We start from the raw sequence: 14,325 nt of genomic DNA on the forward strand, positions 1-14,325 counted from the left end.
CGCCGCCGTGGCGAGGCCGTCGAGGCCGAGCAGGCCGCCGAGCCCGCCGCCCCGGCGGCCCCGGTGGAGGAGCCCGCCGAGCGGCAGGCCGCCGAGGCCGAGGCGGACGCCGAGCAGGAGGGCGAGGACACCGACGAGTACGGCGACCGTCCCTCGCGCCGCCGTCGTCGCGGTGGCCGTCGCCGCCGCCGCGGCGAGGCCGGTGACACGGACGAGGCCGAGCAGAACGGGGACGAGGCGCGGACCGCGTCCCGTTCCGGCGAGGCCCCCGCCGAGGACGAGCCCGCCCCGGTGCAGGACGCCGACGAGATCGACGAGGACGAGGACTCCTCGGCCTCCGGGTCGAGCAGCAGCCGTCGCCGTCGCCGTCGCCGTCGCCGTAGCGGTGACGCCGGCGAGGCCGACCACGGCACCGCCGACGACCCGGAGCGTACGGTCGTCAAGGTCCGTGAGCCCCGCAAGAAGGAGGAGCGCGAGCCGGGCACCGGCTTCGACGAGGTCCAGTCCATCAAGGGCTCGACCCGTATGGAGGCCAAGAAGCAGCGCCGCCGCGAGGGCCGCGAGCAGGGCCGCCGCAGGGTCCCGATCATCACCGAGGCGGAGTTCCTGGCACGCCGCGAGGCCGTCGAGCGCGTGATGGTCGTCCGCCAGAACGGCGAGCGCACCCAGATCGGCGTCCTTGAGGACAACGTGCTCGTCGAGCACTACGTCAACAAGGAGCAGGCCACCAGCTACGTCGGCAACGTCTACCTGGGCAAGGTCCAGAACGTACTGCCGTCCATGGAGGCCGCCTTCGTCGACATCGGCAAGGGCCGCAACGCCGTCCTGTACGCCGGTGAGGTCAACTTCGAGGCGCTCGGCATGGCCCACGGGCCGCGCCGCATCGAGACCGCCCTCAAGTCCGGCCAGTCGGTCCTGGTGCAGGTCACCAAGGACCCGATCGGCCACAAGGGCGCGCGTCTGACGAGCCAGGTCTCGCTGCCCGGCCGCTACCTCGTCTACGTGCCCGAGGGCTCGATGACCGGGATCAGCCGCAAGCTGCCCGACACCGAGCGCTCCCGCCTCAAGACCATCCTCAAGAAGATCGTCCCCGAGGACGCGGGCGTCATCGTGCGCACCGCCGCCGAGGGCGCGAGCGAGGACGAGCTGCGCCGTGACGTCGAGCGGCTCCAGCAGCAGTGGGAGGACATCCAGAAGAAGGCGAAGGGCACCAGCGGCTCCAACGCGCCGACGCTGCTCTACGGCGAGCCGGACATGACCGTCCGGGTCGTCCGCGACATCTTCAACGAGGACTTCTCCAAGGTCATCGTCAGCGGTGACGACGCCTGGGAGACCATCCACGGTTACGTCTCGCACGTGGCGCCCGACCTCACCGAGCGGCTCTCGCGCTGGACCTCCGAGGTGGACGTCTTCGCGACGTACCGCATCGACGAGCAGCTGATGAAGGCGCTGGACCGCAAGGTCTACCTGCCCAGCGGCGGTTCGCTGGTGATCGACAAGACCGAGGCGATGGTCGTCGTCGACGTCAACACCGGCAAGTTCACCGGCCAGGGCGGCAACCTGGAGGAGACCGTCACCAGGAACAACCTGGAGGCGGCCGAGGAGATCGTGCGCCAGCTGAGGCTGCGCGACCTCGGCGGCATCGTCGTCGTCGACTTCATCGACATGGTCCTGGAGTCCAACCGGGACCTGGTGCTGCGGCGCCTGCTGGAGTGCCTGGGCCGCGACCGCACCAAGCACCAGGTCGCCGAGGTCACCTCGCTGGGCCTGGTCCAGATGACCCGCAAGCGGGTGGGCCAGGGCCTGCTGGAGTCCTTCTCCGAGACCTGCGTCCACTGCAACGGGCGCGGTGTCATCGTCCACATGGAGCAGCCGACGTCCGTGGGCGGCGGTGGCGGCGGCAAGAAGTCCCGCAAGCGCGGCCGCGGCGGCTCCGGCCAGGACCACGAGCACGGCCACGACGACCAGGCGGTCATCGACACCGAGACGGAGACCGAGGCCGAGCTGGCCGCCGAGGTCGCCGCCCCGGTGGCGGTGGAGCCCGAGGTCACCGCGGACGAGGAGTTCTACAGCAGCCCGGCCGAGGCCGAGGCGGCCGCCTCGCGCGGCCGTGGCCGCCGTCGGTCCTCCCGCAAGGCGTCGGCCCCGGCCGGCACGCCGAAGACGGAGGCGCCCGCCGAGGCTCCCGTGGCCGAGGCCGGCCCCGGGCCGGTCGCGGAGACCCCGGTGGTCGAAACCCCTGTCGCGGAAGCCCTGGTCGCCGAGGCGGCCGAGCCCGCACCGGCCTCCGAGGCTCCGGCCGAGGCCGCGCCCCAGGGCCGTACGCGCCGCCGGGCCACCCGTAAGGCGTCCGCCCCGGCGGGCTCGCCGAAGCAGGCCGAGGCCGCCGAGCCGGTCCGGCCCACCGAGCCCGCCACGGACCCGGTCGCGGTGGAGGACCCGGTCGTCGAGGCCCCCGAGGCTCCGGCCCCCGAGGCCCCGGCGGAGAAGGCCCCCGAGGCCGAGGCCCCCGTGGCCGCCCCGCCGCGTGCCCGGCGCCGGGTGACCCGCAAGGTCACCGCTCCGGCGGGCTCGCCCACCGGGTCGGACGAGGCAGCGGTGGTCGTGGTCGTATCGACTCCCGAGGCTGCCGAGGCGCCCGACGCTTCCAAGGCTCCCGAGTCTCCTGAGGAGCCCGAGGCGAAGGCCCCGGAGTCCGCGGAGGCCCCGGAATCCACGGAACCGGCCCCGGCGAAGAAGACGGCCCGCAAGGCCGCCGCCAAGAAGGCACCGGCGAAGAAGACGGCGGCCAAGAAGACCGCCGCCAAGAAGACGACCGCGAAGAAGACCACGGCGAAGACGGCCGCGAAGAAGGCGACGAAGAAGACCGTCGCCGCCGAGCAGTCGTCGCCCTCCGTGACCGCTTCTGCGCCCTCCGCAGAGGGCGCGCCGTCGGCCGGCTGATGAATTCGTAACCGGTTGTTCACCTTCAGGTGCCCCGCCCCGAGCGCATCGGGGCGGGGCACCTGCTTTGTTTCGGAACTGATGCAAGCGCCGGTTAACGAGCCAGAAATTGGGCCAGAAATCCCTGATAATGTGACGACGGTTGCCATGCCTGTGAGCGTTCTTCATGAAAACTACAGGCGGTGACAGGTCCCGGCGGTGTTGGCGACCGGACCAGATTCCTCGGCAGGGCGTCGGCATCGCGCCGGTGGGGTTACGCGCGACCTCGTAAGACGTCCCGCACCTCGGAGCTCTGCCTGGTAACGAGCTCTTGCGGTGTTCAAGGAGGACGTCCATGACGAGCATCAACGAGCAGCCGATTCCTGCTGCCCGTCCGGTCATCGGAGAAGACGAGATCGAGGCAGCCGTACGGGTGCTGCGCAGCGGTCGCGTCGTGCAGGGCCCGGAGGTGGCGGCCTTCGAGGAAGGGTTCTCGCGGCTGGTCGACGACCGGCACTGCGTCGCGGTCAACTCGGGCACCTCGGCCCTGCACCTGCTGCTGCTCGCCCTGGGCATCGGCCCCGGCGACGAGGTGATCGTCCCGTCCTTCTCCTTCGCGGCCTCCGCGAACGCGGTCCGCCTGGTCGGTGCCGACGTGGTGTTCGCCGACATCGAGCCGGGCAGCTTCGGCCTCGACCCGGCGGCGGTCGAGGCCGCGATCACGCCGCGCACCGCCGCGATCATGCCGGTGCACCTCTACGGCCACCCGGCGGCGATGGACAAGCTCATGCCGATCGCCGACAAGCACAAGCTCGCCGTGGTCGAGGACGCCTGCCAGGCGCACGCGGCGGCCCTGAACGGCACCCCCGTCGGCGCGTTCGGCGCGGGCGGCACCTTCAGCTTCTACCCGACCAAGAACATGCACTCCCTCGAAGGCGGCATGGTCACAACGGCCGACGCCGAACTGGCCCGCACCCTGCGCCTGCTGCGCAACCAGGGCATGGAGCAGCGGTACGCCAACGAGATCGTCGGCGCCAACATGCGGATGACCGACGTGTCCGCCGCCGTCGGCCGCGTACAGCTCGGCAAGCTGGAGGGCTGGACCGAGCAGCGCCGAGCCAACGCCGCCTACCTCGACGCCAACATCACCGCCCCGAGCGTCACCACTCCGCCGGTGGCCGAGGGCGCGCGCCACATCTACCACCAGTACACCGTGCGGATCCGGGGCGACCGGGACGCCGCGATGGCCAGGCTCACCGAGGCTGGCGTCGGTAACGCGGTCTACTACCCGACGCCGATCCACCGCCTGAAGCCCTACTGGGAGCCGGACCAGAAGGCGGGCCGCACCTGGGACCTGCCGGAGACCGAGAAGGCCGCCGCCGAGGTCGTCTCGCTGCCCGTCCACCCCTCCCTCACCGAGGGCGACCTGGAGCGGATCGCCGCCGCCGTGAACTCCCTGGGGGAGAACCTGTGAGCGCCGTACTGAAGGCCGGGCTCATCGGCCTCGGCTCCATGGGCCGCCACCACGCCCGTGTCCTCGCGAGCCTTGAGGGCGTCGAGCTGGTCGGCGTCGTCGACCCGATGGGCGACAAGAACGGCTGGGCCCAGGGTGCCCCCGTGCTCTCCACCGTCGAGGAGCTCATCGCCCTCGGCATCGACTACGCCGTCGTGGCCTGTCCCACCGGCCTGCACGAGGAGGTCGGCCTCCAGCTCGCCGACGCCGGTGTCTGCGCCCTGATCGAGAAGCCGCTCGCCGACACCGTCGAAGGCTCCCGCCGCCTCGTCGAGGCCTTCGAATCCCGCGACCTGGTCGCCGGCGTCGGCCACATCGAACGCTGCAACCCGGCCCTCCTCTCCCTCCGCGCCCGCCTGGAGGCCGGCGAGCTGGGCGACGTCTACCAGGTCGTCACCCGCCGCCAGGGCCCCTTCCCGCACCGCATCGCGGACGTCGGCGTGGTCAAGGACCTGGCCACCCACGACATCGACCTGACCAGCTGGGTCACCGGCCAGGCGTACACCTCGATCGCCGCCCACACCGTCTCCAAGTCCGGCCGCCCGCACGAGGACATGGTCTCCGCGGTCGGCCAGCTGTCCGACGGCACGATGGTCAACCACCTGGTCAACTGGCTGAGCCCGCTCAAGGAGCGCTTCACCTCGGTCACCGGTGAGCGCGGCTGTTTCATCGCCGACACGCTCACCGCCGACCTCACGTTCCACTCCAACGCCGCCGTCACCACCGAGTGGGAGGCGCTGCGCGCGTTCCGCGGGGTCGCCGAGGGCGACATGATCCGCTACGCCATCCCCAAGCGCGAGCCGCTGCTTGTCGAGCACGAGCTCTTCCGCGACGCTGTACAGGGCAAGCCCGCCGACATCTGCACGCTGCGCCAGGGGCTTCGTACCGTCGAGGTGGCGACATCGCTGCTCGACTCGGCCAACAGTGGCCGGACCGTCGTATTTGAGACAGGAGAGCACGCTCGTCATGGCGATTGACAGCTCGGCCGCGGGGCCGGAGCGCAGTTCCCGGGGAAAGATCGTCATGCTCGTCGACAACGGCGTCAACGGCGATTCCCGGGTGCAGAAGGAAGCCCGCTCAGCGGCGGAGGCCGGCTGGGACGTGGTGCTTCTGGGCAAGTCGCCCACCAAGAAGAACCAGAAGTGGTGGCTCGGCGACGCCCAGGTCCGCCTGTTGCATGTGCCGACGCCCATGCATCGCCGCCGTCACGAGTACCGCAGGGCCGTGCTGCGTTCGCCTCTCGCGTATCCGCCCGGCCCGCTCGCCGAGTACCGCAAGCAGCGGATGAAGGCCTGGCGCGCCGAGCTGAACGTCCGGAGCGTCGAAGCCAGGCGCAGCGGGTCGCTACTCGGCACCGCGCGTCTGCTGCCTCCCCGTCTGCTGGCGAAGACGCTGAGCAAGTGGGTGCACCTCCGGGTCGGTCGCACCGAGGCGCTCGCACAGCGTCGCAAGAGCATGGATTCGCGGCTGGACCGTTTCACCACGGCTTTCTGGATTCGCACCATGGGTGACCGGGCCTGGCGACGCCTCGACCCGGCCCTGTGGGACTTCGAGCTGGCGTACGGCAAGGTCATCGACCGGCTCGAACCCGACGTGATTCACGCCAACGACTTCCGCATGCTCGGCGTGGCCGCGCGGGCGAAGCTGCGCGCCGAGGCCAAGGGGCGGACGGTCAAGCTCCTCTGGGACGTGCACGAGTTCCTGCCCGGCATCAAGCCGTGGAGCCCGCACCCGCGCTGGCACGTCGCGCAGTGCGGGCACGAGCGGGAGTACGCGAAGTACGCCGACGCTGTCACCACCGTCTCCAGCACCCTGGCGGAAATGCTGGTCGAGCGTCACGGCCTGAAGGCCCTGCCGGAGGTGGTGCTCAACGCCCCGGATGCCGAGATCTCTCCGGAGCAGGCCGCGGAGCCAGTGCCCGACCTGCGTGAACTGTGCGGCATCGGTCCGGACGTCCCGCTGGCGGTCTACAGCGGTGCTGCGGCGCCGCAGCGGGGCCTCGACATCATGGTCGAGGGACTGCCCCAGCTCCCGGGTACGCACGTGGCCTTCGTCGTCCTGCGGCCCAACTCGGCGTACATGCAGGAGCTCAAGGAGCGCGCCGCCGAACTGGGTGTCTCCGACCGGCTGCACATCCTGCCGTACGTGCCTCACTACCAGGTGGTCCCCTTCCTGTCAGCGGCGGACGTGGGTGTCATCCCCATCCACCACTGGCCGAACCACGAGATCGCCCTGATCACCAAGTTCTTCGAGTACTCCCACGCCCGCCTGCCGTTCGTGGTGAGCGACGTCAAGACGATGGGCGAGATGGTCGCCCGGACCGGCCAGGGCGAGGTCTTCACCGCTGAGGACGTGTCCGACTACGTACGGGCGGTCAAGTCGGTGCTCGCAGACCCGGCGAAGTACCGCGCTGCCTACGGACGCGAGGGGCTGCTGGAGAACTGGACCTGGGAGGCTCAGGCCGAGGTCCTGGACGGCGTGTACACGCGGCTCACCGGAGCGGCACCGATGAACGCGGAACAGTCGGGCTCCCAGGTGATGGCATGACACGAGACCCCGATGTCACCGTCGTCGTCGCCGTCTACAACACCATGCCCTACCTCACGGAGTGTCTGAACTCCCTGGTCCGGCAGAGCATCGGCCCGGAGCGGCTGGAGGTCGTGGCCGTCGACGACGGGTCGACCGACGGGAGCGGAGCGGAGCTCGACCGGTTCACCGAGCGCTACCCCGACGTGGTGAAGGTGATCCACCAGCCGAACTCCGGGGGCCCTGCCGCGCCCAGTAACCGGGCGCTGGACGTGGCCACAGGCCGTTTCGTCTATTTCATAGGTGCGGACGACTATCTCGGCGAAGAGGCGCTGGAGCGGATGGTCGCCTGTGCCGACGCCAACGAGTCGGACGTGGTCGTCGGCAGGATGGTCGGCACGAACGGGCGCTACGTCCACCAGAAGCTGTACGACGGGAACCATCCCAGCATCAGCCTCTACGACTCGGCGCTTCCCTTCACGCTGGCCAACACCAAGCTCTTCCGCCGTGAACTGGTGGAGAAGCACGGCCTCCGCTTCCCCGAGGACCTGCCGGTCGGCAGCGACCAGCCGTTCACCATCGAGGCGTGCGTCCGGGCCCGGAAGATCTCCGTGATCTCCGACTACACCTGCTACTACGCGGTCAAGCGCGGCGACGCCAGCAACATCACCTACCGGGCGAACCACCTGGCCCGGCTCCGGTGCACCGCAAGGATCATGGAGCACACAGCCGCTCTGATCCCCGCGGGTCCGCAGCGTGACGCGGTGCTCAAGCGCCACTTCGACTGGGAGCTCTCCAAGCTCCTCCAGAAGGACTTCCCCGCCCTCGCCCCGGACACCCGCCGCCAGGTGTGCGAGGGCGTCGGCGCGCTGGTGGACACCTACTTCACCGACGGCCTGCGCGACGGCACCGGAGTCAAGCGCCGCGTGCGCTTCGGCCTGGCCCGGCGCGGCGCCGTCGAGGAGCTCACCCGCGCCATCGCGGAGGAGACCGAACACGGAGCGCCGCCCTTCCTGCTGGAGGGCGACCGGGCCTTCGCCGTCTACCCCGGATTCCGGGACGCGGCCGTCGGCCTCGACGAGCGGTACTACGAGGTGCTCGGCGAGACGGTGGCGGGCCGCCTCTCCGCCGGTACGCGACTGGAGTCGGCCGACTGGGAGCAGCACGGCGAGGAGCTCGCGCTCACCGTGAAACTGCGCGTCGGCGTCACCGGCGACACGGCCTCGGCCGTCGTCGCCCTGGCCCAGGGAGCCATGCCGCAGAGCGCGGACAAGCCCGGTGCGCGCAAGCTCCCCAAGGACGCCCCGCGCCCGAAGAGGACCGGCACGCTCACGGCCGGGACCGCCGAGGACGGCGGCACCCTGCTGACCGCCCGCATCCCGCTCGCCGCCGCGCGCGCCAAGAGGGGCGTCCGCCTCTACGCGGACGTGGCGGGTTCGACGTACGAGATCCCGGTCCGCACCGAAGGGCAGCCGCTGCCGCTGGCACGCCGCTGGGGGAGCACCGCCCCCCACCGTGTCGCGGCGAACCCGAACACGAAGGGCCGTCTCGTGATCACGACGGCCCCGCTGTGGGAACCGAAGCCCAGCGTGGGCGCACGGCTGCGCCGAACGCTGTCCAGGTCGAAGAGCGTGGGCGCACGGCTGCGCCGCACACTGTCCAGCTCGAAGAGGAAGTAACCCGATGAACATCTGTGTAGTCGCGCTCGGCAAGATCGGACTTCCGCTCGCCGTGCAGTTCGCCGCCAAGGGCCACAAGGTCATCGGCGCGGACGTCAACGAGAAGGTCGTCGAGCTGGTCAACGCGGCCACCGAGCCGTTCCCCGGTGAGCACGACCTGGACGTCAAGCTGAAGGAGACGGTCGGCGCCGGTCTGCTCTCCGCCACGACGGACACCACGGCCGCGGTCGCCGCGTCCGACGCCGTCGTGGTCGTCGTCCCCCTCTTCGTGGACGCCGAGGGCACCCCCGACTTCGGCTGGATGGACGCCGCGACCAAGGCCATCGCGGCGGGCCTCAAGCCCGGCACGCTGGTCAGCTACGAGACCACGCTGCCGGTCGGCACGACCCGTACCCGCTGGGCGCCGATGCTGGCCGAGGGCTCGGGTCTCACCCCGGGCGAGGACTTCCACCTCGTCTTCTCGCCGGAGCGCGTCCTCACCGGCCGGGTCTTCGCCGACCTGCGCCGCTACCCCAAGCTCGTCGGCGGCATCGACGAGGCCTCCGCCGCGGCGGGAGTCACCTTCTACGAGTCCGTGCTCGACTTCGACGAGCGTGAGGACCTGCCGCGCCCGAACGGTGTCTGGGACCTCGGCACGGCGGAGGCCTCCGAGCTCGCGAAGCTCGCCGAGACCACCTACCGCGACGTCAACATCGGCCTGGCCAACCAGTTCGCCCGGTTCGCCGACCGGAACGACATCGACGTCAAGAAGGTCATCGAGGCCTGCAACAGCCAGCCCTACAGCCACATCCACCAGCCGGGCATCGCCGTCGGCGGCCACTGCATCCCGATCTACCCGCGGATGTACCTGTGGAACGACCCGGAGGCCACCGTCGTACGCTCGGCCCGCGAGGCCAACGCCGCGATGCCCGCGTACGCCGTCGACCTGCTGGCCGCCGCCTACGGCGACCTGGACGGCGTCGGAGTCCTGGTGCTGGGCGCGGCCTACCGCGGTGGCGTCAAGGAGACCGCGTTCTCCGGCGTCTTCGGAGTCGTCGAGTCCCTCAAGGCGCGTGGCGCGGTGCCGTTCGTCTCGGACCCGATGTACACCCCCGAGGAGCTGACCGCCCTCGGCCTCATCCCGCACGAGGGCCAGGCCGTCACCGCCGCGATCCTCCAGGCGGACCACGCCGAGTACCGCGAGCTGTCCGCCGCCGACCTCCCGGACGTGCGCGTCCTCGTCGACGGCCGCCGCACCACGGACCCGGCCAACTGGGCGGGCGTGCGCCGCGTGGTCATCGGCGGCTGAGCCGTCCGAAGACACGGGGAGGGCGGGCGCCCAGGCCGGGCGCCCGCCCTCCCCGCGTTTCCCCCGGAATGCCTCTCAGCGCTCGGACAGCACGCCGTCCGTCTCCTCGTAGACCGTTCCGCTCTGCGGGCACTCCCACACGCCCGGCTCGCCCGTGCGCTCGGTCAGCCGTACTCCGGCCCGTCCGACCCAGCCGATCTGCCGGGCCGGTACGCCGACGACCAGCGCGAAGTCCGGTACGTCCTTGGTGACCACAGCACCCGCAGCGACCATCGCCCATCGGCCGATCCGGACCGGAGCGACACAGACCGAGCGCGCGCCGAGCGAGGCCCCCTCGGCTACCTTGACACCCACGGCCTCCCAGTCACCCCCGCGCTTCTGCTTGCCGTCGGGGTCGACCGAGCGAGGGTTGTGGTCGTTGGTGAGGACGACCGCGGGGCCGACGAAGACGCCGTCGCCGAGTTCCGCCGGCTCGTAGACGAGGGCGTAGTTCTGCAGCTTCACGTTGTCGCCGATGCGCACACCGGTACCGACGTAAGCGCCGCGGCCGACGACGCAGCCCTCGCCGAGCCGGGCGCCCTCGCGGATCTGTGCCAGCTCCCAGACGCTGGAGCCTGCCCCGATCTCGGCGGTCTCGTCGACCTGGGCTGTGGGCTGGACCCTGTAGTTCACGTTGTGCGCCTTCCGGAGAGCCGATGTGCCCGGAAAGCATAAAGGCACGCTTCGGAACGGCCCCGTGCCTCGTACGCGTGGGACGGACTGCGCGTGCGAGGCACGGGGCCTACGGAGACTGAGCTACGCGGAGATCACGCGGAGGTGGAGAGCTCGACCAGCACGTGGTCGCGGCCCTCCGGGTCCGCGGCCTCCCCGACGCCCTTCCACTCGTTCTTGGCGACGGAGATGTTCTGCTCGTCGTCCTCGGCGGTCAGCTTCACGTCGGCCTCGTGCGAGGCCGCGCCCTTGACGCCGTAGACCGTGGGTATCTCCACGCTGAGGTAGCCGGTCGTGCCCGTCACGCGGAAGCAGATCCGGCCCTTGGTGCGCGAGTACACCTCCAGGAAGCTGCCGTCGGAGGCGCAGTCCGCGAGGGTGATGTGGCCGTTGCCGCGCTTGAGGACGATGCCGAGCTCCGCCTCGATCCGGTCCGCTCCCGGGTAGGCGAAGTCCTCGACGGCGTGCGGGGGAAGCTCGTCCGCGACGGCTGCCGCAGGTCTGGTCCGAGCCTCGTCGGCGTGGGCCACGGTGACGACCGCCGCGATGCAGGCGGCGGTTGCCACGCCCGTGGCGACCACGCGTCGCGCAAGCTTCATGATGATTGCCTTTCCGTTCATGGATATGTGTGCGGTGTCTCTTTGTTTCTCTCGCCGAATTTCCGGCTCAAGTCTGCGTATTCAAACACGAGTTGTCGTACGGTGCCCGTGCCCGGCGCCTATCGCGTGACCCATCCGGCAACCACCGCGGCCGCCGTCGGAAGTACCAGCAGCACCATTCCCAGGGCCACGGGAAAAGGCCCCCGGGCCCGTACCACCTGACGTACCGCGAACGCCTTCTCCAGCGCCGCGTCCGTCCGCTTGCCCGACAGAGGGGTGACCACCCCCACCACCACGAGTGCCGCCTCCGGCCACCGCAGCCGCGCCTCACCACGCAGCGGGAGCGTCCAGGACGACACCCACCCGCGGAAGGGCGCCAACGCCAGCACGGCGCCCCAGAGGAACCCCGCGCAGGTGGCGAGGACGGTCGGCCACGACACCTCGGCGAGGAGCCGCAGCGTCAGGGCCAGTACGACGGTCACCGGAAACGGCATGGCCGCCATCCACCGCTCCCGCTTCACCGGCAGCCAGCGCAGCAGCGAGCAGGTGAGCACTACTTCGGGAATCAGTGCCACGAGCACCCACAGGGGGAGGGCCACGAGAGCTCCTTTCGGAATCGGGAAGCGGGAAGCGGCGAATGGTCGGTGGCGAATGGGTGGCGGGGAATGCTCAGGGGTTTTTCACAGCACGACCGCCATGGCCGTCACCACGGCTGTGAAGGTGAGGAAGAAGAGCGCGGTCTGCTTCCCCGTGAGCGGTTCCATCTGCTGCCCCGAACGCACCACTTCGCGCTGCCTCCGGAGATAGCCGGCGAAAATGATCCGGCAGAGGGTCAGACCCAGCATGGTGGCCGTGTACAGCGCCAGCGGGGTGTTCCCCTCGTAGTCGCGCACGGCCGAGTCCACGACCACGGACGCGGCTCCCGCCATCGGCAGCAGGGCGGTGAGTACGCGGCCCTTCGCCGTGGCTGCCAGGAACTGGGCCGCCACGGCGAGGGCGATACCGGAGACGGCAGCGGCGATCCACCAGTGCGTGGTGGAGAACGAAGAGGTGAGCAAGGGGCTTCCCGTCGCCTACCAGGTGAGCCAGCCGACGACCGTGGTCGCCGCGTCGCTCACGACGCCGGAGACCTTCGCGCCGATCTCCTCCGCCACACCGAACTTGCTGAACAGCCGTCCCTTGCCGAAGAAGACGCCGCCGACCACGAACAGCCCGAGAGCCTGGTGGAACTGGCTGCTGTCCCAGCCGTAGCCCCAGCCGCTCAGGCCCGCGCTGACACCCTGCAGGCCCCAGGAGATGAGACCGGCCCCGAAAGCCAGCCCACCGAGGACCGGCGAGGCGGGCGTCGGGAACAGGGCCGCCACGCCGAGCACGACCGAGGCCGTGCCGAAGACGGTGCTCCAGTGGCCGGTGGCCGCTGCCCAGTCCTTGGGGTCCTTCATGTCCTCGGGCCACAGGCCGAGCCATTTGGTGTCGCCGGTGTCGTCGTTCTCCGGCTTGTCCGAGGGGTTGGTGCCGTTCTCCTGGTGCTTCCTCGCCTCCTCGGCGGCCTTCTTCGCCGCCGCTGCCGCCTCGGCCCGCCGCTTCTGCGCGGCGATCGCGCGGGCCTGGCTGGCCGCCGCTGCGGCGGCCCGCGCGTCCTGGCCCGCCTGCTGGGCGGAGGCCGCCGCCCGGGCGGCTGAGGCCTGGGCGTCCACCGCGTACGCCACAGCCTGCTTGGCGGAGGCCGAGGCCCGGCGCATCGAGTAGTTCGCCGAACGCGCCGCACCCCGCGCGGTCAGCGCGGCGGCGCTCGCGGCCTTGGCCGACTGGGCCGCGGACGCCGCGGACTTGTCGGCGGCATCCGCGTTCGCCCTGGCCTGGGTGGCGGAGTTCGCGGCGTCCTGGGCGTGGTCGTCGGCCTTGGCCGCCCACTCGGCCGCCTCCTTGGCGGCCTTCCGGGCGTCCGCGGCCGCCTTGGAGGCCCGGGCCGCGTCCTCCAGGGCCTTCGCCGCGACCTTCGCCGCATGTGCGAGGGTCGCCCGGATCGCGGAGACGTGGGTGGCGTGGTCGTGGTCGAGGCGGGCGATGTTGAACTTGTCGCGGACGACGAAGGCGCGCCGCATCCGCGCGGAGCCCTCCAGGACGATCTGCGCGGCCGAACGCATGTAGGGGCCGCCGGTCTCCAGGAGGCGGAATATCTCGACCTGGTCGTCCTCCTTCGTCGCCGCCGTGAGCTCGACGGTGAGGAAGTGGTGGAGCGCCTGGGGCGTTCCGGCGTCCAGCGCCGCCTGGGCCTTCGCCTTGACGGCCCGGCCCGGGTCCTGGGCGAGGATCTTGAACACCATGACCCGGTTCTCCACGGCCGCCGCCTCGATGGCCCCGGTCTCCAGGAAGGCGGTGGCCGCGTTCGGGTCGCTGTCCGCCAGCGCCCGCTCGGCACCCTCGGCGACCCCGGCGGTCGAGGCCTGAGCCAGCGCGAGAACGTTCTCCCGGTCGTCCTGCTGCTGGGCGAGCAGGCGATCGGCGTCGATCCAGTTGGCCACGTCGTGGTCGGAACCGGCCAGGGCGAACTCGGCGGCCCCCCGGGTCCAGGTGCCGCTGGAGTCGAGGAGCCGTACGGCGGCCTTGCGGCCGACCGTCACGGCGGACGCGGTGTTCCCGGCCGCCAGCGCCGCCTCGGCGGTGGCGATGAGCCCCTTGATCTCGTCCGAGGTCTGGGCCGCCTGGGTGAGCTGCTTCTCCACCCGTTCGGCGTCCGCGATCTCGGCCTTCGCCCGCACCCGGGCCTCCAGGATGCCGAGCTCGGTCTCCTCGGCGATCCGGTCGGTCTCCGCCTTCCGGGCCGCCGCCTCCACCTCCTGGGCTTCCTTGACGGCGTCGGCCGCGGTGTTGGCCGCCTCGACCGCCTGATTCGCGTACTCGGTGGAGCGCTTGGCGTACTCGATCGCCTTGCCCGCGTTGGCAGCAGCCTCCTCCGCCGCGGCTGCTGCCTTGTCGGCATGGGCGGCGGCGCTGTTGGCCGCGTCGCGGGCCACCCGGGCGGCTGCGGCGGCGCGGTTCGCCAGGGCCTGAGCGGTGCCCGCGGCGCGGGTCGCCCGGGCGGCT

Annotated in this window: 10 protein-coding genes and 1 pseudogene; 6 read left to right on the top strand and 5 right to left on the bottom strand. The window is 71.2% G+C overall.

Annotated elements, in window-relative coordinates; all coding sequences use genetic code 11:
* The 6 genes from CIB93_RS35505 to CIB93_RS35530 all read left to right on the top strand — a co-directional run.
* Positions 1–2,943, top strand: a 2,943-nt coding sequence (locus CIB93_RS35505) for a ribonuclease E/G (protein ID WP_257002514.1), incomplete at its 5' end; no start/stop codon positions are given.
* Positions 2,944–3,277: 334 nt separating this feature from the next.
* Positions 3,278–4,396 carry a DegT/DnrJ/EryC1/StrS aminotransferase family protein gene (locus tag CIB93_RS35510; RefSeq protein ID WP_096632917.1) on the top strand — a complete coding sequence of 373 codons (1,119 nt, stop codon included), beginning with the start codon at positions 3,278–3,280 and terminating at the stop codon, positions 4,394–4,396.
* Entirely contained in the window at positions 4,393–5,412 is a 1,020-nt protein-coding gene (locus CIB93_RS35515; protein WP_096632918.1) for a Gfo/Idh/MocA family protein, read from the top strand. The genes CIB93_RS35510 and CIB93_RS35515 overlap by 4 nt, the downstream gene beginning before the upstream one ends.
* A complete protein-coding gene (locus tag CIB93_RS35520; protein WP_179500360.1) occupies positions 5,402–6,982 on the top strand; it encodes a glycosyltransferase family 4 protein in 1,581 nt (526 codons plus the stop codon). Before CIB93_RS35515 ends, CIB93_RS35520 begins: the two co-directional genes overlap by 11 nt.
* On the top strand, positions 6,979–8,640 hold the full coding sequence (locus tag CIB93_RS35525; RefSeq protein ID WP_096632919.1) for a glycosyltransferase family 2 protein: 1,662 nt from the start codon (positions 6,979–6,981) through the stop codon (positions 8,638–8,640). The genes CIB93_RS35520 and CIB93_RS35525 overlap by 4 nt, the downstream gene beginning before the upstream one ends.
* A 4-nt stretch (positions 8,641–8,644) precedes the next feature.
* On the top strand, positions 8,645–9,928 hold the full coding sequence (locus CIB93_RS35530) for a nucleotide sugar dehydrogenase (RefSeq protein WP_096632920.1): 1,284 nt from the start codon (positions 8,645–8,647) through the stop codon (positions 9,926–9,928).
* Positions 9,929–10,003: 75 nt separating this feature from the next.
* Here CIB93_RS35530 and CIB93_RS35535 read toward each other — a convergent pair whose 3' ends face one another.
* The 5 genes and pseudogenes from CIB93_RS35535 to CIB93_RS35555 all read right to left on the bottom strand — a co-directional run.
* Positions 10,004–10,600 carry an acyltransferase gene (locus tag CIB93_RS35535; RefSeq protein WP_096632921.1) on the bottom strand — a complete coding sequence of 199 codons (597 nt, stop codon included), beginning with the start codon at positions 10,598–10,600 and terminating at the stop codon, positions 10,004–10,006.
* A 134-nt stretch (positions 10,601–10,734) separates the two neighbouring features.
* Positions 10,735–11,238: a hypothetical protein gene (locus CIB93_RS35540; protein WP_096632922.1), complete on the bottom strand. Its 504-nt coding sequence runs from the start codon at positions 11,236–11,238 to the stop codon at positions 10,735–10,737.
* Between the two features lie 119 nt (positions 11,239–11,357).
* A complete protein-coding gene (locus tag CIB93_RS35545; protein ID WP_096632923.1) occupies positions 11,358–11,837 on the bottom strand; it encodes a hypothetical protein in 480 nt (159 codons plus the stop codon).
* Positions 11,838–11,918: 81 nt separating this feature from the next.
* Positions 11,919–12,296 (bottom strand): hypothetical protein, encoded by a 378-nt coding sequence (locus CIB93_RS35550; RefSeq protein WP_096632924.1) that lies wholly within the window; start codon positions 12,294–12,296, stop codon positions 11,919–11,921.
* Positions 12,297–12,311: 15 nt separating this feature from the next.
* A pseudogene (locus CIB93_RS35555) lies at positions 12,312–14,325 on the bottom strand (hypothetical protein); the annotation flags it as partial.

This window comes from Streptomyces sp. WZ.A104 (assembly GCF_002382885.1).
Classification (GTDB): Bacteria; Actinomycetota; Actinomycetes; order Streptomycetales; family Streptomycetaceae; genus Streptomyces.